Annotated in this window: 18 protein-coding genes; 7 read left to right on the top strand and 11 right to left on the bottom strand. The window is 60.3% G+C overall.

The window, feature by feature from the left end:
- Positions 1–6: 6 nt before the first annotated feature.
- A complete protein-coding gene (locus ACGHU1_RS15125) occupies positions 7–696 on the bottom strand; it encodes a GntR family transcriptional regulator (RefSeq protein WP_390588297.1) in 690 nt (229 codons plus the stop codon).
- A 168-nt stretch (positions 697–864) separates the two neighbouring features.
- Between ACGHU1_RS15125 and ACGHU1_RS15120 the strand changes: the two genes are divergently transcribed.
- Positions 865–3,387, top strand: coding sequence for a TonB-dependent receptor (locus tag ACGHU1_RS15120; protein WP_390588295.1), 2,523 nt, complete (start codon positions 865–867; stop codon positions 3,385–3,387).
- A gap of 18 nt (positions 3,388–3,405) precedes the next feature.
- Positions 3,406–4,038 carry an isochorismatase family protein gene (locus ACGHU1_RS15115; RefSeq protein ID WP_390588294.1) on the top strand — a complete coding sequence of 211 codons (633 nt, stop codon included), beginning with the start codon at positions 3,406–3,408 and terminating at the stop codon, positions 4,036–4,038.
- Between the two features lie 26 nt (positions 4,039–4,064).
- Here ACGHU1_RS15115 and mtnP read toward each other — a convergent pair whose 3' ends face one another.
- A complete protein-coding gene (gene mtnP, locus ACGHU1_RS15110) occupies positions 4,065–4,937 on the bottom strand; it encodes an S-methyl-5'-thioadenosine phosphorylase (protein ID WP_390588292.1) in 873 nt (290 codons plus the stop codon).
- 43 nt (positions 4,938–4,980) lie between these two features.
- Positions 4,981–5,688 carry a glutathione S-transferase family protein gene (locus tag ACGHU1_RS15105; protein WP_390588291.1) on the bottom strand — a complete coding sequence of 236 codons (708 nt, stop codon included), beginning with the start codon at positions 5,686–5,688 and terminating at the stop codon, positions 4,981–4,983.
- A 177-nt stretch (positions 5,689–5,865) separates the two neighbouring features.
- Between ACGHU1_RS15105 and ACGHU1_RS15100 the strand changes: the two genes are divergently transcribed.
- Genes ACGHU1_RS15100 through ACGHU1_RS15090 form a run of 3 tightly spaced genes read left to right on the top strand, consistent with a single transcriptional unit; the run spans position 5,866 to position 9,929 of the window.
- Positions 5,866–7,293, top strand: coding sequence for an aldehyde dehydrogenase family protein (locus ACGHU1_RS15100; protein ID WP_390588289.1), 1,428 nt, complete (start codon positions 5,866–5,868; stop codon positions 7,291–7,293).
- Between the two features lie 6 nt (positions 7,294–7,299).
- Positions 7,300–8,643 (top strand): phosphotransferase family protein, encoded by a 1,344-nt coding sequence (locus ACGHU1_RS15095; protein WP_390588287.1) that lies wholly within the window; start codon positions 7,300–7,302, stop codon positions 8,641–8,643.
- A complete protein-coding gene (locus tag ACGHU1_RS15090) occupies positions 8,643–9,929 on the top strand; it encodes an acyl-CoA dehydrogenase family protein (protein ID WP_390588285.1) in 1,287 nt (428 codons plus the stop codon). The genes ACGHU1_RS15095 and ACGHU1_RS15090 overlap by 1 nt, the downstream gene beginning before the upstream one ends.
- Here ACGHU1_RS15090 and ACGHU1_RS15085 read toward each other — a convergent pair.
- Both ACGHU1_RS15085 and ACGHU1_RS15080 read right to left on the bottom strand, forming a co-directional pair.
- Positions 9,926–11,254: an APC family permease gene (locus tag ACGHU1_RS15085; RefSeq protein ID WP_390588283.1), complete on the bottom strand. Its 1,329-nt coding sequence runs from the start codon at positions 11,252–11,254 to the stop codon at positions 9,926–9,928. The genes ACGHU1_RS15090 and ACGHU1_RS15085 overlap by 4 nt on opposite strands.
- On the bottom strand, positions 11,251–12,558 hold the full coding sequence (locus ACGHU1_RS15080) for an APC family permease (RefSeq protein WP_390588281.1): 1,308 nt from the start codon (positions 12,556–12,558) through the stop codon (positions 11,251–11,253). The genes ACGHU1_RS15085 and ACGHU1_RS15080 overlap by 4 nt, the downstream gene beginning before the upstream one ends.
- A gap of 154 nt (positions 12,559–12,712) precedes the next feature.
- Here ACGHU1_RS15080 and ACGHU1_RS15075 point away from each other — a divergent pair, with 154 nt between their 5' ends.
- Positions 12,713–15,949, top strand: a complete 3,237-nt coding sequence (locus tag ACGHU1_RS15075; protein ID WP_390588279.1) for an amidohydrolase family protein — start codon at positions 12,713–12,715, stop codon at positions 15,947–15,949.
- Between the two features lie 2 nt (positions 15,950–15,951).
- On the opposite strand, the gene ACGHU1_RS15070 is transcribed toward ACGHU1_RS15075, so the two are convergent.
- Both ACGHU1_RS15070 and nhaA read right to left on the bottom strand, forming a co-directional pair.
- Positions 15,952–16,818, bottom strand: a complete 867-nt coding sequence (locus tag ACGHU1_RS15070; RefSeq protein WP_390588278.1) for an alpha/beta fold hydrolase — start codon at positions 16,816–16,818, stop codon at positions 15,952–15,954.
- 34 nt (positions 16,819–16,852) lie between these two features.
- Positions 16,853–18,070, bottom strand: a complete 1,218-nt coding sequence (nhaA, locus tag ACGHU1_RS15065) for a Na+/H+ antiporter NhaA (RefSeq protein WP_390588276.1) — start codon at positions 18,068–18,070, stop codon at positions 16,853–16,855.
- A 230-nt stretch (positions 18,071–18,300) separates the two neighbouring features.
- On the opposite strand from nhaA, the gene ACGHU1_RS15060 reads away from it, so the two are divergent.
- Positions 18,301–18,822: a flavin reductase family protein gene (locus tag ACGHU1_RS15060; protein WP_390588275.1), complete on the top strand. Its 522-nt coding sequence runs from the start codon at positions 18,301–18,303 to the stop codon at positions 18,820–18,822.
- 31 nt (positions 18,823–18,853) lie between these two features.
- On the opposite strand, the gene ACGHU1_RS15055 is transcribed toward ACGHU1_RS15060, so the two are convergent.
- From ACGHU1_RS15055 to ACGHU1_RS15040, 4 genes are all read right to left on the bottom strand, one after another.
- Positions 18,854–19,255 (bottom strand): PaaI family thioesterase, encoded by a 402-nt coding sequence (locus tag ACGHU1_RS15055; protein ID WP_390588273.1) that lies wholly within the window; start codon positions 19,253–19,255, stop codon positions 18,854–18,856.
- A 7-nt stretch (positions 19,256–19,262) separates the two neighbouring features.
- Positions 19,263–20,108 (bottom strand): S-formylglutathione hydrolase, encoded by an 846-nt coding sequence (fghA, locus tag ACGHU1_RS15050; protein WP_390588271.1) that lies wholly within the window; start codon positions 20,106–20,108, stop codon positions 19,263–19,265.
- A gap of 57 nt (positions 20,109–20,165) precedes the next feature.
- The gene (locus ACGHU1_RS15045) at positions 20,166–21,272 is read right to left on the bottom strand and encodes an S-(hydroxymethyl)glutathione dehydrogenase/class III alcohol dehydrogenase (protein ID WP_390588269.1); all 1,107 of its coding nucleotides are present in this window, start codon (positions 21,270–21,272) and stop codon (positions 20,166–20,168) included.
- Positions 21,273–21,444: 172 nt separating this feature from the next.
- Positions 21,445–23,031 carry a hypothetical protein gene (locus ACGHU1_RS15040; protein ID WP_390588267.1) on the bottom strand — a complete coding sequence of 529 codons (1,587 nt, stop codon included), beginning with the start codon at positions 23,029–23,031 and terminating at the stop codon, positions 21,445–21,447.
- Between the last annotated feature and the right edge of the window lie 260 nt (positions 23,032–23,291).

Raw genomic sequence — 23,291 nt, 5'->3', positions numbered from 1 at the left:
CGCGGGCTACTCTGCGGCTTCGGTGCCGTAATCACTGGAAGACGGGCCGCCGCCGGTCAGCTCTGCCGCGTCGGCAAAGGTGTGGAACGCGCGGCGCAGGTGGCTGCCCATGACAGCTTCGGCCCATGCGGTATCACCGGCGCGAAAAGCGGCGATCAGTTCGTCATGATCGCGCGCGGATTGCCTTAAATCCTCGATCGAATAATGGCGCGCTGTGCGCAGGACTATCGGTTGTTCGACCAGCATTGACAGCACTTGCCCCAGCCTGGGCGAGTGCGCGGCTTTGGTGATGATCTCGTGGAACACTCGGTTCGCATCGAGGAACCGGGGAATGTCGGGCGGCGAGCCGTCAACCGCTGCGTGCAGTTCGAGGTTCACCCGCTCCAGATGATGGATCTCTTCGGCGGTGATGCGGCTGGCGGCGCGGTTTGCGGCGTGCCCTTCGAGCATTTGCCGCAAGGTGAACATTTCATCGATGTCATCGCGCGACCAATCGGCGACAAAGATCCGCTTCGATGCGGAGCGCACCAGCAGCATCTCGTTTTCGAGCCTGCGCATCGCCTCGCGCACTGGAGTGCGGCTGACACCGGCAATTTCGGCCAACTGCTCTTCTGTAACCTGCGCACCGGGCTGGACCGATCCGCCCAGCAAGAATGCGCGGATTTCGTCATAAGCCTTTTCCGACGCCTTGCTCATGCAAAACCGGCAGCGGCGGTGCGGCAGCTCTTTGTGTCACTAAAAATCATCATTCAGGGCCCAATTCCCATACATTTCCCCCGCCCTACCAATTCTCCTTGACGCAGGCAAATTGTATACAATAATGCAGGCTCGGGGTTATTCAGGACGTATCAGGGAGTCCTTCCGATGAAATATTCAAAGACGATTTTGGCAACAGGCGCTGCGCTGGGGACGATTGCTTCGGCCAGCCCGGCCGTGGCGCAAGACGCTCCTCCGGCGGAGGATGCTGCTGCAGAAGACGATAACGCAATCATCGTGACGGCCCGCAGGCAGTCGGAAACGCTGGCCGAGATTCCAAGTTCGATCACCGTCTTTACCGCCGACACGCTGGAAAAAACCGGGATTGAGCGCGCGGATGAATTCGTCCAGCTGACCCCCGGTGTTACCATCGTCAGCGGCACGGCAGAGGCCGGCGACACACAGATCAACATTCGCGGTATCAACGGCGCGCGCGATGCGGAAAGCTCCGTCGCGCTGGTGGTCGACGGCATCCTGAAAACAAACACCGCGCAGCTGAACCAGGATCAGGGGACGCTTCGCCAGATCGAAATCCTGAAAGGTCCGCAGGGCGCGCTGTATGGGCGCAACGCGGCCGCCGGTGCGATTGTCATTCAGACGCTGAAGCCGGCCGACTTCCTTGAAGGTGGGATTGAGGTTTCCGCCGCGCAGGACAACACATATTCCGCTAATGGATATATCTCAACGCCGGTCGGGGCGAGCGCCGGGTTGGTCCTGTCGGGCAGCTATTTCACCACTGACGGGTTCTTCACAAACCGGTTCCTGAACGCCGATGTGGTCGATGATCAGGAAATCTGGTCTGTCGATGGCCGCTTTGTCGCCGATCTCGGCCCGGACACCGAAGTCGATATCAAGGCGCGGTATGCCGACCTCAAAGGCGCGTCGATCAACTACAATACCTCGTTCCAGCTGCCCAATTTCGCAGCTGTCGATCCGGCATTTTTTGAAGACGTGAATGAGCACCCGTTCGGTTTTTACGGCAATATTCGCCCGATTAACGAACAGCAGACATTCGAAGTGTCGGCCAAGATCGAGCATGATTTCGAGGCCGTGACGCTTACTGCCTGGGCGCTGTATAGCGATGTCGATCAATTGCTGATTGCGGACGGCACGTCGGCTGATTTTGCGCGCTTCACTTTCCCAACCGGCACCGATGCATCGACCGATGCGTCCAACGCCTGTTTCGGCTCGACAGCCGAGCTGAACGGTTTCCCGCTTAACCCGCCAACCTTTATCGGTCAGACACCCGTCCCGTTCATTTTCGACCCCGCGACGGGTTCGACGTTTGGCGGGTTCAGCCCGACGACCTGCGACGGCACGCAATTGCAGATCCGCGAGCAAAGCGACATCAGCGGAGAGGTCCGCCTCGCATCGAACGGTGACGGCCCATTCCAATGGCAGGTCGGCGCATATTACCTTCATATCGACCGCGAAACAGGCGTTAGCCTAGGCGCGGATCTGGGGCTGGGCGTATCGCGTGAGCTGTTTAATGAGCCGGGTTCTTTCAACCCGACCACGCAGCTTTACAACGATGATTTCTCGACCGATGTCTACGCCGTGTTTGCGTCTGTTGATTACGAGATTACGGACCGGTTCGAAATCGGGTTGGCCGCGCGCTATGACATTGAAGATCGTTCGGTGAGCAGCCTCGTGCCGACCGCGACCGATCCATTTGGCGGCGGTCCGATCAATCCGGGTCAGGCATTCGGCGCGATCCCCGATCAGTCGGCGACGTTCAAGCAATTGCAGCCAAAACTGTCGCTGCGTTATGAGCTGGCCGATGATCTCAATTTCTACGCAAACTGGGGCATCGGGTTCAAATCCGGCGGCTTCAACAATCAGGGCTCTGCCGCGATTGTCGATCAGGCGTTCAACCAGTTCATCGGCACGAATGTCCTGATCGAAGACCTCTACCGCAAAGAAAAATCGAGCGCGTTCGAGGCCGGGATCAAAGGGTCTGCCATCAATGGCAAACTGACCTTTGACCTTGCGGGGTATTACACCGAAATCGACGATATGCAGTTCTTCGAATTCTTCGTCGGAGCGTTTGGCCTGCTGCGCGTGGTGTCGAACATCGACGAGGTCGAGGTTTATGGCGCGGAAGCCAACGTCAATTTCGAAGTGATCGAGGGGTGGGATTTCTTCGGTGCGGTCAACGTCACCGAAAGCGAAATTCTCGTCAATGCCTCGCGCCCCGTCACGGTCGGCAACAAGTCGCCCTATACCTCGGACTACACCATCAACCTCGGCACCCAGATAGAGGCGCCGCTCGCCAGCACGGTCGATCTGCTGGTCCGCGCCGATTACCGCATCACCGGGCCAACGTGGTTTCACACAGTGCAGGACGACACCTCGCCAACCCTGTTCAGCGGCCTGCTGCCCGGTTCCGCGCTCGCGCTTCCGGCATTTGTCGGGGATGCGGACTATTCCGTGACAGAGCGGGAGGCGTTCGGCGTGCTGGACCTTCGCGTCGGTCTGGAAGGGGACAGCTGGCGGATCACGGCGTTTGCCGACAACATGCTCAATCGCAAGTATCTCAACGAGGTGATCCCGGCTATCGAGTTTGGCGGTTCGTTCATCTCACCGGGCGGTCGCCGCCGTCTTGGCGTTGAACTGGGCTACGATTTTTAAGCAGCAGGAGCCGTTCGGGTGCACGATAAAGAGGACGTAAAGAGCAACTACGCCGGCGTCTTCGAAGGCAGGATCGGGTTCGGGCAGCGCCCGGCCCTGATCCTGATTGATTTTGTCGAGGCGTATTTCGCGCCCGGCAGCCCGCTTTTCGCAGATGTGGGCAGCGCCTTGGCCGCAGCGATTGAGCTGCGCGCCGCGGCGCGTGAGGCGAATGTGCCAGCGCTTTACACCAACGTCGAATACCACCCCTCCATGCGCGATGGCGGCAGGTTCGCGCAAAAGGTCGGCGCGCTCAGCAGTTTTACGCGCGGCAATCCGCTGGGCGCATGGGCGAACGGGCTGGAGCCATCTGCAGACGAGCTGGTGATTTCAAAACAATATGCGAGCGCGTTTTTCGGCACCTCGCTCGCCTCGACACTGGCCGCTGGCGGGCATGACAGCCTTGTCATCGCCGGGCTTTCGACCAGCGGCTGCGTGCGCGCGACCTGCGTGGATGCGTGCCAGCACGGCTTCATCCCGATCGTGGTGGAACAGGCCGTGGGCGACCGTCATGACCAGGTGCACCGCGCCAACCTGTTCGACATGAACGCAAAATATGGCGACGTTGTCAGCCTGGACGAAGCAAAAGCGCATTTCGCCAGCAGTTGCTGAGCGGGCGCTGAGCGCAAAAGCGGGCCTTATCCCTCGATCAGGACACGCCCTGCCACTGCGTCCAGCTTTGCCAGCAACGCAGGGTCATGTTCGTCGGGCGCTGTGATGATCGCATCGTCGAGCGCGGTGTCTATCGGTGACGCGGCGCGTTTTTTCGGCAATTTGGTGATGAATTTTGCGACCATGTCGCGCGCAAGATCGCTGTTGGCTTCCATCTGGGCGATCACCTGCGCCACGTCGACCGCATCCCCATCGCGCCAGCAATCGTAATCGGTGCACATCCCGACCAGCGCATAGGGCAGCTCTGCTTCGCGGGCTAGTTTCGCCTCTGGCATGGCGGTCATTCCGATTACGTCCGCGCCCCATTGGCGATACAACCGGCTTTCCGCGCGGGTGGAAAATTGCGGACCTTCCATCGCGAGATACGTCGCCCCGACGGCAACCTTGCCCTTGCAGGCCTGCACCGCTTTGGCTGCCATTTCCGAAAGGCGCGGGCAGACCGGATCGGCCATTGAAACATGGGTGACGAAACCGCTGGTGTAATAGGTCGATGCACGCTGAACCGTGCGGTCGATAAACTGTTCGACCACGGCAAAACGGCCCGGCTCGATCTCTTCGCGCAGAGATCCGATGGCTGAAATGGCCAGAATGTCGGTGCAGCCAGCGCGTTTGAGCGCATCGATATTGGCGCGCGAATTCAGCTCGCCCGGGCTGATCGGGTGCCCGCGCCCGTGACGCGGCAGGAACCGGACCTTCACATCGCCGATGCGCCCGCACAAAATCTCGTCTGACGGGTCGCCCCAGGGGGTGTCGATCGCGATCCACTGTTCGTCTTCCAGACCTGCAATGTCATACAGGCCAGAACCGCCGATGATCCCGATACACCATTCGCTCGCCATGTGTGTGCGTGCCCCGTCAGATACTTACGTCCTGCATCCGGCCTTAGGTCAGGTCGAAGCGTTCCGGCAAGACCTTCCGCACAAACGCATCGGCTTTGGCATAGGGTCCGGCGATGGAGGGGCGCGCCTGCATCCGGTCGAAATGCGCCGACAGCGCGGGGTAATCATCCAGCGGTGTCTCTGCCACCAGCGATACCTGCATCAGCACGCAGGCGACGCTGATATCGGCAATGGATAGCGCGCCGCCAGCATAAAACTCCGCATCGCCCAGCGTCTCGTCCAGATAGGCGAAAATCGGCGGCATCTGCTGCGACCAGCTTTCGCGCGCCTTTTCAAGGTCAGGGTCTTTCCCCTGATTGACCGAGAAGAAAATCGGCCTGAAAATTCCCAAACCGCCTGCCGCCGCGAGAACGGTGTCGGCATATTCTTCGATCGTCAGCGCGCGGCCATACGCAAATGCGTCTTCGGGATAGAGCGATGGGGCGGAGTGCTTTTTCTCGATATAGGCGGCGATGGCAGAACTGTCGGCGATGGTGCCGCCCTTACCCTCCGCCGCGATTGACCGGTCGCGCATCACGGGAATGCGTTTCATCGGGGAAATGTCGGTGAACCATTGCGGCGGGTCGAAAACGTTGACCGGTTCAATGTCGAACGGGACGTCTTTTTCCAGACAAATTGCAGCAACCTTGCGCACGAAGGGCGATACCGGGCTGCCATAAAATACCAGTTCGGCGGCATCTTGTGTCATCATTGCGTCTCCTCTTTGCAGCCCTGCATAGTGCGCCGGTTGCATAGCGCAACTGATAGGCGCTGCGGCCCAGCGCAAGGCGTATGGTCTACGCCGTATTGGAGATTGATTTTTGTGTGCGATGGTTCACCTTCGCCGCAAGCGGGAATTCCCGCGAACAGATTCGAGAGAGGAACAATCATGGCGACGCAGTACAAGAACCTCATCAATGGCGAACTCACAGACACCGGCGAATGGCTGGATGTCGTGAACCCGGCGACCGAGGAAGTGATCGGCCAGGTCCCCGCATGCGGCCAAGCCGAACTGGATAAAGCGGTTGCAGGCGCGCGCACAGCGTTCAAGACATGGAAGAAAACCTCCATCGAGGAACGCCGCGCCGCGATCATGGCGATCTCCGGCGCGATCAAGGAAAACGCGGAGGAACTGTACCGACTGCTGACGTCCGAGCAGGGTAAGCCGCACGAGCAGGCCAAGGGCGAGATTTACGGCGCTGCCGGTATGGCTGCTGCGCAATCGACGCTCGAGCTGGAAGAAGAGATCGTGCAGGACGATGACACGCGTCTGCATCGCAGCCGCCGCGTGCCGGTGGGCGTTGTCGGCGGTATCGTTCCGTGGAATTTCCCGGTGATGATGGCGATCCAGAAAATCGTGCCTGCCATGCTTTCGGGCTGCACAATTGTCCTCAAACCATCGCCCTTCACCCCGCTCACCACGCTCAAAGTTGCCGAACTGATCGCGGACAAGGTGCCTGCTGGCGTCGTCAACATTATCACGGGCGAAGATGATCTCGGCCCGATGATCACCTCGCACCCCGACATCGACAAGATCACCTTCACCGGCTCCACCGCGACCGGTAAAAAGATCATGGAAGGCGCCAGCGCCGACCTCAAACGGATCACGCTGGAACTGGGCGGCAACGATGCCTCCATCGTCCTGCCCGATGCCGATCCGAAAAAGGTCGCAGAGCAACTCTTCTGGTCGAGCTTTTCCAACGCAGGCCAGATCTGCGTCGCAGCAAAGCGGATCTACATCCACGAAGACATCTATGACGAGCTGAGCCAGGCCATCGCCGATTATGCCAAGACGGTGACCGTCGGCGACGGCGCGCAGCAGGGCACGGGAGTCGGCCCGATCCAGAACAAAAAGCAATATGACCGCGTGGTCGAACTGATCGAGGATGCCAAGGATAACGGCTATAAATTCCTGACCGGCGGCGATGTTGATCCGTCAGGCTCGGGGTATTTCGTGCCGCTGACAATCCTCGACAACCCGCCAGAGGACGCGCGCATCGTGGCCGAGGAACAGTTTGGTCCGGTCATGCCGCTGATGAAATTCTCAACCGAGGAGGAGGTGATCCAGCGCGCGAACAATTCCGAATACGGCCTCGCCGGTGCAATCTGGACGGCTGACACGGACAAAGGGGTCGAGATGGCCGAGCAACTCGAAACCGGGACCGTGTGGATCAACGAATACCTCCACCTGTCGCCATTTGCGCCGTTCGGCGGGCACAAGCAGTCCGGCTTTGGCGCGGAATACGGCACGGAAGGGCTGAAGGAATTCACCTATCCGCAGGTCATCACTGTGAAGAAAGACAACGTCGTCGCATAACGCCTGATGGGCGGCACGACATCTGACGAACTGATCGAAGGGCTGGCACGGGCAATGTCCCGTGCTGGCCTTTCGCCTGTCACGGGCCTGGCCCGATTGACGGGCGGGGCGACGATGGAAAGCTGGCGGTTTGAGGCGGGCGGTGACGGCTTTGTGCTGCGCCGTGCGCCGAGTCTCGAATTTATGGCGGATCGCCCGTTCGGCCACGGTGTCGAGGCGGCAGTGATACGCGCGGCACGGGCAGCAGGTGTCACGGCGCCTGAAGTGATCGTGGAGCTTGAACCGGATGACGGGATCGGCAGCGGTTTCGTGATGCGCGCATTGCCGGGTACGCCGGACCCGAAGCAGATCCTCGCTATGGAGGAACCCGGCCGGCTGCTGTCCGAATGCGCGGCCAATCTGGCGCGCATCCATTCCCTGAAACCGGGCGATGTGCCTGATGCCGTCCCAGTGATGGATTACCGGCAGGCGATCGCGGACCTTCGTCAGCAATTCGAGGAAGCGGGCGGCGACCGTCCGATCATTGCGCTGGGCCTCAAATGGATGGAGGACAATTGTCTTGATCGGGTCGAGCCGGTGCTGATCCATGGCGATTACCGGATGGGTAATCTCCTTGCGGAGGATGGCTGGCTGACAGGCGTGCTCGATTGGGAGCTGGCGCATTTTGGCGACTACCACGAAGACCTCGCCTTCGGCTGCATGGCCGTGTGGCGGTTCGCACGGTATGATCGGCCTGCGCTGGGACTGGGCAGTCTCGAGACGTATTTCGATGCCTATCAGGTCAATGGCGGCCGCCCGTTAGACCGCAAACGCTTCCGTTATTGGCTGATCCACCGCACGGTCTGGTGGGCGCTCGGATGCCTCAAGATGGCGGACCAATGGCGCAGCGGTGCGGACCGGATGCTGGAGCGGACAGTCATCTCGCGCCGCACCAGCGAGCAAGAACTAGACCTGCTGATGCTCTTGGAGGAGGATGCGCCCGATGAAGAGCGCGCAAAGCCCGTCGACGTACCGCGCGACTTCATCGCGCATGGAGAGGCAAGCAGCGGCGAACTGGCCAATGCGATCAGCGAATGGCTGGCGACTATCAAACACCGATTGGAAGGGCATGACCGTTTCCAACTGGCGGTTGCGCGCAACGCGCTGAGCATGATTGCGCGGAACGATCAGCTTATGCCCCAACACGAAGATTTGCAGCTTGCCGATGCTATTTTCGCAGGAGAGGTTTCGCTGTCATCTTCAGGTCTGCTGACCAAACTGCGTCAGCGCGCGCTCGACAAACTGAGTGTGGACGTACCCAAATATCCCGCGCTTGCCGCCGCGCGAAAAGAATGGACCGGAGAGAGCTAATGAACTTCGCAATTCCCGCCGATCTGCAAGCATACTTAGGCGAACTCGACGCCTTTATCGAGGCCGAGATCAAACCCCTCGAAAATCAGGACGACAACATCCGCTTCTTCGACCATCGCCGCGAACATGCGCGCACGGATTGGGACCGCGGCGGCCTTCCCCGCGAGGAGTGGGAGGCGCTGCTGCGCGAAGCCACCGCCCGCGCCGACAAGGCGGGGCATTGGCGTTTTTCCGCGCCCAGGCAATATGGCGGCAAGGACGGATCGAACCTGTGGATGGCAGTCATCCGCGAACATTTCGCGCGCAAGGGGCTGGGCCTCCACAATGACCTCCAGAACGAACACTCGATCGTCGGCAATTTCCCGTTCGTCGCGATGTTCGATCAATGGGGCACAGAGGAACAGAAAGCCGAATTCATCACCGGCGGGTTCGAACGCACGCGCCGCGTTGCCTTTGGCCTGACAGAGCCTGATCACGGTAGTGACGCGACCCATATGGAAACCCGCGCCGTGCGCGAAACTAGGGGCGGCGTGGATGGCTGGCGGATCGACGGCGAGAAGATGTGGATCACCGGGATGCACACCGCCACGCACTGCGCGATGTTCGCCCGCACGGCGGGTGAGGCAGGCAGCGCGAGCGGCATTACCTGCTTCCTAGTACCCAACCCGAACGACGGCCTCACAATTGAGGAGTGGATGTGGACGTTTAACATGCCGACCGACCACCCGCGCCTGTCGGTCAGCAATGTCTGGGTGCCCGACAGCGCGATCCTTGGCGTAGAGGGGCGCGGCCTCGCGCTCGCGCAAAGCTTCGTCCATCAGAACCGTATCCGGCAGGCTGCCAGCAGCTGCGGCGCGGCAATGTTCTGCATTGATGAAAGCGTGAAATATGCACGGAAGCGCAAACCGTTTGGAGAGGCGCTTTCCAAAAATCAGGCGATCCAGTTTCCGCTAGTCGAATTGGCGACGCAGGCGGAAATGCTGCGCCTGCTCATCTTCAAAACGGCGTGGGAGATGGACAACATGCCGCATGAAGAGATCGAGCGGAGCATTTCTGACAAGGTATCAATGTGCAATTACTGGGCGAACCGGCTGGTGTGCGAGGCCGCTGACCGCGCAATGCAGGTGCATGGCGGCATCGGCTATTCACGCCACACCCCGTTCGAACACATCTACCGCCACCACCGCCGATACCGCATCACCGAAGGATCGGAAGAGATCCAGATGCGCAAAGTGGCAGCGTATCTGTTCGGTTATCTCGGGCCGAAAAAGGGCACGTTCGGTTAGGCGTCTGCCTCGCCCGCGGGCTCTTCGCCGGGAAGATAAACCCCTTCGCCGCTGCGGGAAGCCGAGGCGGATGCCAGATAAAGCACAATGCCGATACCCACGAGGGCCAGCGTCGAGACTTGCGACTGGAACGGCACCTGCATTGCCATCCAGATGACCATCACAGTCGCAATTGCGATTATCGCGGCCCAGCGCCAGTCCATCGTCGCTGCGATGTCGCCGTCATTGCGCCTCCAAACGGCTATGAGCGCTGCTACCATCGTCAGCATGATGATCTGTTCGACGGATACGACCAGAAGCGCGAGGATCGCAAAGCTGCCGGACACCGCCAAGGCAATAACGATCAAGGAGTAGACGATGATCGCGACCGAAGGGGTTTGAAACCTCGGCGAAAGGTGCTTGAAAATAGGCGGTAGAAGTCCGCGCCGACCCATCCCATACGCGATCCGCGGCATGGCGATGAAACTGTTGAGCTGGTTCGTTCCGATCGAAAAAATGGCTGCAATGCTAATGAGCAAGGCGCCTCCTCCACCAAGAACCGCTTCCCCGGCTGCGGCAAGAGGGCTGTGGGTCGTGTTTGCGCCGGGTGCAATGGCGATATAGCTCAATTGGATAAGCGCATAAAAGGCCGCGACTATGGCCAGGTTCAGATAGATTGATCGAAAAACCACCCTGCGCGGCTGCGTGACCTCTCCGGCGGCGACCGTCACTGTGCCAGCCCCTGAAAAAGCATAAGCGAGAAGCAGCGCGAGCGCCTCGATTTCGGAAAACTGCGGCAATTGGACGTCAGTCGGAACACCGTTTGTTGCAAGTCCTGCCGCGCACAGGATCAACAATGGAGCAAGCTTGATCGATGTGCCTACCCAAAGCGCCCCAACCGACCGCCGCATCCCGATAAGGGATATGCCTGCAAACAGAACGATCAAAGAGACGATAGTGACTGGCATCGCCACCGGCCCACCGAAAAACGGGAAAATCGCGGCAAGATAGGCGACCATCACATGGAAATTGGCTGCTCGCCCAGCCATGTTTCCCGCAAGAGTGAACCAGCCGATCTGAAAGCCGACAAAACGGCCAAACGCATGTTGAGCGTAAAGCTGCGGGCCGCCCGACTGCCTGAATAACGTCGAAAGTTTCGCAGGGACAGCAACCAGACAGGCGTAGAAGAGCGCAAATATCAGGATTAGATAGGGCGAAAAATTACCCGCTCCCGCATAAAGAAGTGCAGGCAGTGCGAAAATACCTGCTCCCACCACTCCATTGAGATTGATGAGCACTGCGCCGGGCAAGCCGACAACGCGCGGCGGTGCGTTGATATCGCTCATGCGCCTTGCTCACGGCTTTCAGGAAGGTCGATTCCGTCCTGTTTGACCGCGCCCCGCTTCGCCAGAAAGAACAGCGCGAGGCCGACTGCCAGCATGCCGGCGGCTCTCCACACATCTTCCAGTGAAAGCTGTGACAGCAGCCAGCCGATATACCCGGTCGCCACCACCACGATGACCGCCCAGCGCGCATCGGTTGCCGCGCGCAGGCCGGCGTCGTCGCGTTTCCACATCGTGACAAACGCCGCGATCACGGCAAGGAAACCGATCTGTTCGGCGCTGACGAGCAATGTCGCAAGAATCTCGAACGTGCCGGACAGCGATAGCGCCGCGATGACACCGCCATAGGCGCCGATGGCGACAGCAGGAGTTTTGAACCGCTGCGAAACGAATGCGAAAACATGCGGCAACAGACCGCGCCGCGCCATGCCATAGATTAGACGCGGGACGGCCACGAAGATGTTGATCTGGAGGGTGGCGATGGAGAAAATCGCCGCGAGGCTGACCATCAGGCTTCCGGTTGGGCCAAGGACTTCCTCGCCCAAAGCGGCGAGCGGAATATCGAGCGCGGAGGCATCGGGAGCTGCCGCGATATAGGCCCACTGGACCAGCACGTAAAAGACCGCCACGCCTCCCAGCGTAAGGAACATTGACCGCATGATAGTCTTGCGCGGATTCTTCACCTCACCGGCGGCATACACTGCGATATCGCATCCTGAAAAAGCAAAGGCGAGCAGCAATGCAATCGATTCCAGCTCTGAAAAAGCGGGCAGGCTCACCTCGGTCGGCACGCCGTTTTGGGCGAAGCCTATGAGAACCAGCAGCAGGATCGGTGCGAGTTTGAGAACCGTCCCGACCGCCACCGCGCCCACCGATCGCGCGGTGCCGCTGATGCTGAGCCCGGTGAACGCCGCGATCAGGATGGCGATGGTTGCCAGGCGGATCGCGGGATCGGCAAAGAACGGAAAGATCGCCGCGAGATATGACAACAGCACGTGAAAATTCGCCGCGGCGCCCGACATGTTGGCGACGAGTGAAAGCCAGCCGACCTGAAACCCGACCGCCGGACCAAAAGCGTGTTCGGCGTAAAGCTGCGCGCCGCCCGATTGCCGGAACACGGTGGACAGTTTGGCAATGATCGCCAGCGCGCTGCCATACAGACAGGCGAAGATCAGGATTGCTATCGGTGAAAACGATCCGGCTGCCGCAAACAAAAACGCAGGCAGCGCGAATATTCCGGAACCGATGACGCCGTTTATGCTGACCACGATTGTGCCAGCCATCCCCACCACGCGCGGCGGTTTCATGTCATATGCGATTGTGTGTCCCCCACACGAAACGCTTCCCCAGATTGTTTGAAACCAAGCGCGGCGCCAAGTCAATCGTGCGGATGTTTACCTGCAAGCCCTAGCAATATCGTTTCGCGCCGCTAGTCTTCCGCGCCAACACAGGGAGATATTCATGCGCCATTTCACCGCCACTTTGCTTGCAGGCACGATGCTTGCCATTCCGGCTGCGGCCTTCGCCGATGATCACGATGCCGAGGATAAGGGCTGGGATATCGAAGCGCCCAAGGGGGCGGTGATCCAACAGGTGGCGATTGAGACCGATGAAGGCACGTGGATGGATGTCGATGTGTCGCCCGATGGGCGGACAATCACGTTCACGATGCTCGGCGATATCTACACCATGCCGATCACAGGCGGCACGCCGACGCGTATCTCCGATGGTCTGGCGTGGGAGGTTCACCCGCGCTTCTCTCCCGATGGATCGCGCATCGCGTTTACGTCTGACCGGGGCGGCGGCGACAACATCTGGGTGATGAAGGCGGACGGTTCGGACAAACGGCAGCTGACCAAGGAAAGCTTCCGCTTGATGAACCAGCCGACCTGGTCGCCCGATGGCCGGTTCATTGCAGCGAAGAAACATTTCACCACGCAGCGTTCGCTCGGCACGGGCGAAATCTGGATGTATCACGTCTCTGGCGGCGGCGGCGTCCAGGTGGTCGAGCGGGCGAGCGAGTCCCTGCAAAAGGAACTGGGTGAGCCGGTATTCGCGCCCGATGGCGGCGCGATTTACTACACGCGCAACACCACCGGCGGGAACACTTTCATCTATGCGCAGGACTCCCAAACCGGCATCTTCGCGATCGAGAAGTATGATCTGGAGACAGGCGAGGTTTCGACAGCGGTAGACGGATTTGGCGGCGCGGTTCGCCCTGCGCCTTCCCCCGATGGCAAGGAGATCGCATTTGTCCGGCGTGACAAGGATCAAAGCCAGCTATGGGTAAAGGATTTGGCCAGCGGGGCAGAGCGCATGATCTATGGCGCGCTCGACCTTGATCTACAGGAAACGTGGGCCGTGACCGGTGTCTATCCGAACATGGACTGGACGCCGGATGGCCGCTCCATCGTGTTCTGGGCGGGCGGCAAACTGAACCGGATCGACAGCGATGGCTCGAACTTTGCCGAGATACCGTTCCGCATCAACGATACCCGCGGCATTGCCGATGCGCCGCATCCGGTCATAGAAGTTGCGCCTGACCGGCTGACCACCCGCATGGCCAAATACGGCACGCTGTCGCCCGATGGCAGCCGCGTTGTGTTTGAAACTCTCGGAAAGCTCTACACCAAATCTGCGCGCGGGCGCGATGCACCGCGTCCCCTGACGGGCGACACCAGCGATACGGTGGAGGCATTCCCGGCATTCAGCCGCGACGGATCGCGGATCACCTATGTCCGCTGGAGCGATGATGATCTGGGCGAGGTTGTGGTGGCCAATGCCGATGGCAGCAATGCGCGGGTCGTCACATCGATGCCGGGCCATTACCGGGTGCCGGTGTTCTCGCCGGACGGGCGGACCATCGCCTTTGAAAAACGCAGCGGCGGCTATCTGACTGCGCCGGAATATTCCGAGAATACCGGCGTTTATGTCGTGCCGGTGAGCGGCGGCGAGGCCACCAAGGTCAGCGGCGATGGCGGATCTCCGCAATTCGCCGATGCCTCTGACCGGATATTCATGAACACCTATGGCGACGGCAAACTGTCGCTCGTCTCTGCCAATCTCGACGGGGAAGCGGTGCGCACCCATGCGCGCGGCGATCTTGCCAATGATTTCCGCATCTCGCCCGATGGCCGAACGATTGCATTCCGGCAGAATTACGAAGTGTTTGCCATGCCGGTCATTCCGGGCGGCAAGCCTGTTGATGTGAGTGAGACAGGCGGTGCTTTGCCAGTCACCAAAGTCAGCACCGGCGGGGCGGATTACCTCGGCTGGGCGCGGGGCGGCGATACGCTGTTCTGGTCGATGGGTCCGCAATTGATGAGCGCGCAGGTCGGCGATTTCTTCCGCAGCGCGCCCAAGGGCGAGGAAGACGAAGGCGCGGGCTACTCACCGCCTGATACCGGCATCCAGATGTCGATTACGGTGAACGCAGCGAAGCCGTCAGGCACGGTCGCCATTACCGGGGCGCGCATCCTCACGATGGCTGCCGGGCTGGATGATCAGGACGCGGGCGACATTGAAAACGGCACGATCATTATCGAAGGGGACAGGATCGCCGCCATCGGTCCGGCGGGCGAGATTGCTGTGCCACGCGGCGCGGTGACGGTCGATGCCAGCGGCAAGACGATCATGCCCGGACTGGTCGATGCCCACGCGCATGGGCCATACGGCACAGGCGATCTGGTGCCGCAGCAGAACTGGACACTGCTTCAGGATCTGGCGCTGGGTGTGACGACGATCCATAACCCCTCCAGCCAGGCAAGCCAGGTGTTTGCCGCCGCTGAGCGCCAGCAGGCTGGAAAGCTGCTATCCCCGCGCATCTTCTCGACTGGAGAGATCATTTACGGCGCGAAATCGCCTAACGTGTATGCGCGGATCGACAAATATGAAGACGCGCTCGCCCATGTCCGCCGGATCAAGGCGCAAGGCGGCATGTCGGTGAAAAACTACAACCAGCCGCGCCGCGAACAGCGCCAGATGGTTGCCCGCGCCGCAGCGGAGGAAAACATGCTGGTCGTCGCGGAGGGCGGCTCGCTGTTCGGCATGGACATGAACCTCGTCGCGGACGGCAATTCGACCATTGAGCATAACGTGCCGGGTGATGTGTTTTACGAAGATGTGCTGCAGTTCTTCGGCCAGTCGAATTCGAATTACACGCCGACGCTGACCGTTACCTATGGCGGTCTGGCGGGCGATCCTTATTGGCGTCAGGCGACCGACGTTTTTGCTCATCCGCTAATGGTGCACACACCGCCCAAGCAATTGCTGGCCTCGAGCGGACGCCGGACCAAGGCGCCCGACTGGGCTTTCGTCGATGACGACGCTGCGCGGGAGGCGCGCAAGCTGGCGCAGCGCGGAGTGAAGGTGTCCATCGGCGCGCACGGCCAGCAGGCGGGCATCGGCGCACACTGGGAAATGTGGAGCTTTGCACGGGGCGGCATGTCCGCTGTAGAGGCGCTGAAAACCGGCACCATCGCGTCGGCACAGTCGCTTGGCATGGACAAGGATATCGGCAGTCTTGAAGCCGGGAAGCTCGCCGATCTGGTGGTCTTGTCTGCCGATCCGAGCGAGAATATCCTCAATTCCGACAAAGTCGATCAGGTCATGATTGGCGGGCGGCTGTACGATGCGAAAACTATGAATGAAGTCGCAACCGGCACGTCGACGCGCCGCGCCTATTGGTGGGAAGATTAAGGCTAGCCCGATATTGCCCGTTCGATGATCGCCGCTGCATCGGCGGGGTCTTCGAACGGGTGAAAATGGGTGTGGTCGCTGCGGTCGAGATCAGTGCCTGCCGGCATTGTCTCGGCGAGCGGAGGCCATGTCGGAGAGCCTTTGAAATCTTGCACATCGCTTTGCTGCGCGCGGATAATCAGCGTTGGCGTATCCACGGCCTTTGCGGTTTCGAGGATGCCTGAATTGGAGCGGCTGGAGGCATAGACACTCGCCTCCATCTGCGGCGCGCAGGCGAGTTCAAATCCTTCGCCGGTGGCCGAGGGCAGCAGGCCATACCGGCAGTAATCTTCAAGCACGCGCGGCGCGAACAGGTTGAACGGATCGCGAGTGCGAAACCGTTCCATCATCGCCTCAGGGGATGAAAAATCGGCCTTGCGCCTGCTCGCCGGGTGGGGATTGTCGGCGGTGAAAAGCGGGCTTGCTGGGGCGTAGAATTCAGGGGCAAGGATGACGGGATCGAACAGCACCAGATTGGCGAACGCGCCGGTCCGGTCAGCCGCGCATTGCAGCAGGACGTGCGCGCCCATGGAGTGACCGATGCCCATTGCGTTTTCCAAACCAAGGTGGTCGATCAGCGCGTTCACGTCATCCGATACGCTTTGCCAGTGTGTGATCGGGCCGCCGCCCGACCGGCCATGCCCGCGCAGATCGATGGATATGACGCGCCGACCGGCGAAATGCTCAATCACCGCATCCCAGACGCGGGCGTGAAACCCGGTCGCGTGGGCGAACACCAGCGGCGCATCGTCATTACCATTCGCGCCCGCCCATTCGAACCAGACTAGGTCGATGTCGTTCACATGCAGGCTGCATTGTCGGGGTTCCATCCTGGCCCTTTCTCTCAAAATCAGGTGAGGATGCCTATGTCACCACCGGCGCGGTTTCTTTCAGGTCAGCCGCATCGGGTGCCGGTGCATCGGGCAGCGCGGCCTTCAGCATGAAGAACCCGGCCAGCGCCGCAATCAGCGACCCGGATAGAACGCCCAGCTTGACCGCATCGACCTGCGCCGGATCGGCGAACGCAAGGTTGCCGATAAACAGGCTCATGGTGAAACCGATCGCGGCGAGCAGGGAAAGCCCGTGGATCTGACGCCAGTTCACATGTTCGGGCAGTTTCGCCATGCCGCTTTTCACGCCGATATAGGCAAAGCCGAAAATGCCGATCTGCTTGCCGATCAACAGGCCCAGTGCAATGCCCAGCGGTAACGGCTCAAGCAGGTCGGCGGGTGACAGACCGATCAGCGTAACGCCAGCATTGGCAAAGCCGAAAATGGGGATGATGATGAACGCGACCCAGCTGTGCAGACCGTGCTCCATTTTTTCCAGCAGGCGCTCTCCTTTGCGCGATACCATCGGCACGCACATCGCGGCGGCAACACCGGCCAGCGTGGCGTGAACGCCCGATTTCAGCACGAAGACCCACATCAGAACGGTCAGCAGCACATAGGGTATGCGGGATCCGAATTTTGCCCGGCCAATGGCGGCCAGCACGGCGAGGGTGATGCCAGCCCCGATCAGCATGTCGATCTTAAGCTCGCCCGAATAAAACAGCGCGATGATTGTGATCGCGCCGATATCGTCGATCACTGCCACCGCAAGCAGCAGCGCCTTCAAAGCGACCGGGACGCGGGGACCAAGCAGGGAGAGGATACCCAATGCAAAAGCGATGTCGGTTGCGGCGGGGATGGCCCAGCCGCCAATGCTCTCGGGCGAATTCCAGTTGAATCCGACAAAGATCAGCGCAGGAATTGCCATGCCGCCAATGGCCGCGACCAATGGCAGGGATGCCTTGTCCCAGCTTGATAGCTGGCCTTCAAGAACCTCTCGTTTTACCTCAAGACCGATCAGGAAAAAGAAGATCGCCATCAGCCCGTCATTGATCCACAGCAGCAGCGGCTTATCGATCGCAAAGCTGCCGTAAGACAGGTTCAGCTTTGTCTCCAGCGTGCCGAAATATGCAGGCGCTGCGGGGGTATTGGCGATGATGAGGGCAAGCAGGGCGGCGACGATCAAGACGATGCCGCCTGCGCTTTCCTGTTTAAGGAAATCTTTCAGGGCAGACCCAACGCGATCAATCATACTCTTCGATCCTTATTTGGTAAGGACGCTCCCAGTCCTCTTGAAGCAATCCGCGAACCGCTATCTTGTGCCCTGAAACCGCCCGAATCCAGCGAATTTGAAAGGGGCCTGTGATTTCCGCCGAACTGCGGCAAGGGCGAGGCACTTTGATTGACAAATTCTGTGCGGTAAGGGAACGCGCGGTTTAAGCGGCCGTTTGCCCCTTACGTCCCGACGCGGAGACTGATTTCTTGTCCGACAATTCATCGCCTGACCCGGTCGACCCGGCCGAGTTTCGCAAGCTCATGGGGCTGTTCGCGACCGGCGTGTGCGTGGTGTCGTTTGGCGCTCGCGAAAAACATGATGGTGCGCGCATTTCCGGCATGACGATCAATTCGCTGCTGTCGGTGTCGCTTGATCCGATGCTGGTCTGCTGGAGCCTGCAAAACGCCTCCAGCCAGTTTGCCGAATATGCAGGCGCAGACCATTTCGGTTTCAGCATTCTGTCTGCTGACCAGCAGGCGCTGGCAAGGCGGTATGCCGCGCGCGGCGACAGCACATTAAACGCCGGCGATTTTGAATGGACCGCCAATGGCATCCCGATTGTCAAAAACGCGCTCGCAGTGATTGAATGCCGCCGCTGGGCGCAGCATCCCGCGGGCGACCATACGCTGATCCTGGGCGAGGTTTTGGGCATTACCGGCCCGCCCGCAGGCATCGCCGTGCCCAGCGCGCTAGGTTTTTTTGGCGGCCATTTTTGCCCTGTCGGTTAGTGACGTTGCGAACTGGGCAGTATGGCCAGTATCAGTACAGGATCATCTGGGTGCAGCGGAAAAGGGCAAGCTTTCGTCCCGTTTCTTCGTGAGTGACGACTGATTTCCAGACCTGGGTAGTGCGGCCAAGATGCTCTGCACCAGCACGGGCAAGCAGTACCCCGTCGGCTGCGGTGGCAAGAAAATTCGATTTGAGCTCTATCGTGGTGTAACCCTTTGCCCCTTCGGGCAGGACCTCGCCAGCAGCAAAGCCGCAAACGCTATCCGCCAACGCAACCATGCTCGCTGCATGAAGCGCATTTGCGCCTGACCGCAGGTGGCATTGAAGGATCGGCATTCGCGCCTCCAGCCAGCCTTCGCCCTCATCAACCAAGGTGATGCCCATATGCGGGACAAGGCCGCCGGACGGCGGGCGAAAGCGTATGTCGGTCATCCGTTTCTCATTCTCGCTTCAAGTGTTTCGCATGCCATCCGACGTGTTCAGCCATGAATGTCGAGATGAAGAAGTATGAATGGTCATATCCGTCCTGCATCCGCACCTCCGGCTGCAATCCCGCATCTTCGCAGGCGGAAACGAATATTTCCGATTTAAGCTGCTTTTCCAGAAAGTTGTCGGCCGTGCCCTGATCGATCAGAATGTGGTCGTGGCGCGCGCCGTCTTTGACCAGCGATGTGGCATCGTATTCGCGCCAAGCGGCCTGATCCTGTCCCAGATACCGCCCGAGAGCCTTTGTGCCCCACGGCACCTGTGACGGCGCGGCTATGGGAGAGAATGCGCTGATCGACCGGAACCTGTCCGGGTTGCGCAGGCCGATAGTCAGCGCGCCGTGCCCGCCCATCGAATGGCCCATGATCGACTGGCGCTGCATATCGGCGGGGAAACGCTCCGCGATGAGTTCGGGCAATTCCTGCTCGATATAGCTGCGCATCCTGTAATGCCTGTCCCACGGAGCCTGCGACGCATCGACGTAAAAGCCCGCGCCCTTGCCGAAATCGTATTCATTATCAGCGTCGGGCACGTGCTCGCCGCGCGGAGAGGTATCGGGCGCGATCAAGATGATGCCGTGCCGGGCGCAGGCGCTGCGATATTCGCCTTTCTCCATGACATTGGCATGGGTGCAGGTGAGGCCGGATAGATACCACAGCACCGGTAACGTCTCGCCCGGCCGATGACCGGGCACGAACGCGGCAAAAGTCATATCCGTGCCGGTCGCCTCGGAAGCGTGGGAATAGACACCTTGCACGCCGCCATGGCTGCGGGTTTCGGAAACAATTTCAAACGTCACGCGATACCTCCGGCGGGCGTATTTCTGCGGGGGCAAGCCTTGCGGTAACAGGCGCCATCAAAAGACAACCACACTGCGGATGCTTTCGCCCGAATGCATCAGGTCGAAACCCTTGTTTATTTCCTCCAGTGTAAGGACATGGGTGATCATCGGATCGATCTCGATCTTGCCGTTCATGTACCAGTCCACGATTTTCGGCACGTCGGTGCGCCCCTTCGCTCCGCCAAACGCGGTGCCGCGCCAATTGCGGCCGGTGACCAGCTGGAAAGGTCGTGTTGCGATCTCCTTGCCCGCTTCGGCCACGCCGATGATGATCGAGGTGCCCCAGCCTTTATGGCAGCATTCCAGCGCCTGCCGCATGACATCGGTGCTGCCCGTGCAGTCGAAGCTGTAATCCGCCCCGCCGTCCAGCATCTCCACCAGATGCGCGACAACATCGGAGGTGTCTTTCGGATTGACGAAATCGGTCATGCCGAATTTCTCGCCCCATTCGCGTTTCGCCGGATTGATATCGACGCCGACAATGCGGTCTGCACCCGCCATTTTTGCGCCCTGAATCACATTAAGACCGATACCGCCGAGGCCAAAAACAACAACGTTGTCGCCGGGCTGAACCTTGGCCGTGTTCACGACCGCGCCAACCCCGGTGGTCACACCGCAGCCGACATAGCAGGACGATTGGAACGGCGCGTCCTTGCGAATTTTGGCCACTGCGATTTCGGGCAGGACTGTGAAGTTCGAGAATGTCGAACAGCCCATGTAATGGTAGATTGTCTCGCCTTTGTAGGACAAGCGCGAGGTTCCATCGGGCATCAATCCTTTGCCCTGCGTTGCGCGGATGGCGCTGCAAAGATTGGTCTTGCCCGAAAGGCACATTTTACACTGGCGGCATTCCGGCGTGTAAAGCGGGATGACATGATCGCCCGGCACAACAGAGGTAACGCCCGCGCCCACTTCGCGCACGATGCCTGCGCCTTCATGGCCCAAAACGCTCGGAAACAGCCCTTCGCTGTCGAGCCCGTCCAGCGTGTAGGCATCGGTGTGGCAGAGGCCTGTCGCCATGATCTCGACCAGAACCTCGCCAGCCTTTGGCCCTTCCAGATCGAGTTCAACGATTTCGAGAGGTTTCTTCGCTTCGAATGCAACAGCAGCGCGGGTTTTCATGGGTTGTCGGTCCTCTAACTTAAGCGGGGTGTTGCCGCCGCATAGCACGCGCGGCGGCAGGCGCGAGAGGGAATGCGTCGTAACCCGTATGACATAGCAAAAGCCGCGCATCGCTGTGATGCGCGGCTTTATCTGTCCTGCACGCGGGGCAGGCTGTGTCAGCGGAGCGTGATCAGCAGTCCTTGTCGTTTTCTTTTTTCTTGAAGATGTTGCCGATGCCGCACGCGACCTTGCTGCCAACTTTCTTCGTCACCTTTTTCGTGTTTTCGACATGGTGCTTGGCCCGGTCGCCCATGACCTTTGCGGTGTTCTTGATCTTGTTGTCGCCAGCGAGCGCCTCTTTATACCGGTTGCTCGTTTCCTCGACGCTGCGCATGTCGGCGCCGGTGATCGATCCGACCAGCGCGCGATTGGTAGCGCCAGCCTGCTTCAGATTGCCGTCCAGCTTTTCCATGTTGTTGCCGAACTTGCGCATGTTCTCCTGAAACTTCTCTTTCTTGTCCGCGCCATAGGTTTGCAGGTTCTTTTTCAGCTGCCCCTTGGTCGTCAGGGTCTTGCCGATCGCGGCCAGATTGTCCCTGTGATGCTGGAGCCGCTGTTTGGCGACGTCGGAAATTTTCACGTCTTTGTCGAAGACCGCTGCGCCGTACTGGAACGTGGTGGAGATCGGGTCCTGAATGTCCGCCCCAGTCAGCGCCTCGACGCTTTCGGTGGCGACGATTTCGGCGACGACCACTGCGGCCCCGACACCGGTCCCGGCGAGGGCAGCGCGCCCCGCTTTGCCGACCTTGCCAGCAGCAGCGCCGGTCTTTGCGATTTTCGCCAGCTTGGCCGCGTCATCGACTTTGCCTAGTGCTTTCAGGCCGCCAGCACCGCGAGCCGCCTGCGCGGTCCGCCCTGCTTTGTTGAGGTCGGAGATATTGCCGCCATTGGCTGCGATGCCGCGCAAGGCGCTTGCTTCGCTGGCCGCGTCGAGACCTCGGGCAGCGCGGGCTGCATCGCCAGCATTCAGCACCTTGCCCAGATCGCCGCCATTGACGATGACGCGTGTGCCCAGCTTCGGTCCGCCGGTGGCCGCACGGGCCGCCTGAGCGGATTTGCCGCGCTTCGCCAGGTCGGCAAGCTCGTCTGCCGATCCGGCGACATTGGCGCGGGCACCGGACATGCCGCCATCGCGGAAGGTTACGCCGCGCGGCTCTGCGGGGGAACGAAGCGTCTGGATATTGCGCGGACCCTGCGCGGCAGCGCGGGTGTTTATGACATCTGCGGCAGAACCGGCGGCGCGCGGTGCGCGGGCGGCCTGCGCGCTCTGGCCGCGCCGCACCAGATCATCCAGCTGCGATCCGTTGCCGATGGCAGCGCGGGCATTGCCGGATGACTGAAGCGTCTGAATGTTGCGCGGTGCAGCGTTTGCGCCGCGTGCTTTAAGCAGATCTCCCGCGCTTGGCTGGTTCGCGGCGGCCGCTTTGCGGGCCAAACCTTCAGCGCGTACTTTGCCGATATTCTTGGCAATTTTTGAGGCGACGTCGGTTTTGTCAAAGCCGAGCTTCTTCACGGCGTAGGCTCCGCCGCCCAGAACAGCGCCGGTAGCGACGATTTCTTCATCCGTCATGCCGGGTTCGCCAGCGGTATCGGGCGCTTCGGTTTCTGCCTCCTGAGCGGCGGTGTCAGGACCATCCTGCGCCGATGCAGACACTGCGCCCATGACAAGAGCGATGGCCGATGCGCCGGTAGCGATAGAAGTGGTAAGTTTTTTCATGTTCGGTACTCCCCAAATTCGCGTTCCGCCCTTCGGATGAAAACGCCGTGTTTCGATGATCAAGGGATACGAAAGCGCCGCAGTGAAACGTATGGGGCTGATCCCCCAATCAGGCACGCAATCCGTTCATGTCTGCGCAAGCGGCGAGGGGGCGTGTGGGGACGAGATACGAAAACGGACGCAGAATACACTGCGCCCGTTTACCGTCTCGTCGCGGATCACCGGTTTCGGCAATCATGCAAGACCGTCAGATTAATGCG

The organism is Erythrobacter sp. MTPC3, assembly GCF_042854385.1.
Taxonomy (GTDB): Bacteria; Pseudomonadota; Alphaproteobacteria; order Sphingomonadales; family Sphingomonadaceae; genus Erythrobacter.
Note: the sequence above shows the minus strand (reverse complement) of the source record. Positions and strands in the feature narration are given on the sequence as shown.

Excerpts from the sequence above, each read along its gene's own strand:
- ACGHU1_RS15040 (WP_390588267.1), bottom strand. The coding sequence starts at position 23,031 with ATGAAAAAACTTACCACTTCTATCGCTACCGGCGCATCGGCCATCGCT.
- ACGHU1_RS15085 (WP_390588283.1), bottom strand. The coding sequence starts at position 11,254 with ATGAGCGATATCAACGCACCGCCGCGCGTTGTCGGCTTGCCCGGCGCA.
- ACGHU1_RS15105 (WP_390588291.1), bottom strand. The coding sequence starts at position 5,688 with ATGATGACACAAGATGCCGCCGAACTGGTATTTTATGGCAGCCCGGTA.
- ACGHU1_RS15090 (WP_390588285.1), top strand. The coding sequence starts at position 8,643 with ATGAACTTCGCAATTCCCGCCGATCTGCAAGCATACTTAGGCGAACTC.
- ACGHU1_RS15125 (WP_390588297.1), bottom strand. The coding sequence starts at position 696 with ATGAGCAAGGCGTCGGAAAAGGCTTATGACGAAATCCGCGCATTCTTG.
- ACGHU1_RS15075 (WP_390588279.1), top strand. The coding sequence starts at position 12,713 with ATGCGCCATTTCACCGCCACTTTGCTTGCAGGCACGATGCTTGCCATT.
- ACGHU1_RS15100 (WP_390588289.1), top strand. The coding sequence starts at position 5,866 with ATGGCGACGCAGTACAAGAACCTCATCAATGGCGAACTCACAGACACC.
- ACGHU1_RS15055 (WP_390588273.1), bottom strand. The coding sequence starts at position 19,255 with ATGACCGACATACGCTTTCGCCCGCCGTCCGGCGGCCTTGTCCCGCAT.
- ACGHU1_RS15095 (WP_390588287.1), top strand. The coding sequence starts at position 7,300 with ATGGGCGGCACGACATCTGACGAACTGATCGAAGGGCTGGCACGGGCA.
- nhaA (WP_390588276.1), bottom strand. The coding sequence starts at position 18,070 with ATGATTGATCGCGTTGGGTCTGCCCTGAAAGATTTCCTTAAACAGGAA.
- ACGHU1_RS15045 (WP_390588269.1), bottom strand. The coding sequence starts at position 21,272 with ATGAAAACCCGCGCTGCTGTTGCATTCGAAGCGAAGAAACCTCTCGAA.
- ACGHU1_RS15070 (WP_390588278.1), bottom strand. The coding sequence starts at position 16,818 with ATGGAACCCCGACAATGCAGCCTGCATGTGAACGACATCGACCTAGTC.
- mtnP (WP_390588292.1), bottom strand. The coding sequence starts at position 4,937 with ATGGCGAGCGAATGGTGTATCGGGATCATCGGCGGTTCTGGCCTGTAT.
- ACGHU1_RS15120 (WP_390588295.1), top strand. The coding sequence starts at position 865 with ATGAAATATTCAAAGACGATTTTGGCAACAGGCGCTGCGCTGGGGACG.
- ACGHU1_RS15080 (WP_390588281.1), bottom strand. The coding sequence starts at position 12,558 with ATGAAACCGCCGCGCGTGGTGGGGATGGCTGGCACAATCGTGGTCAGC.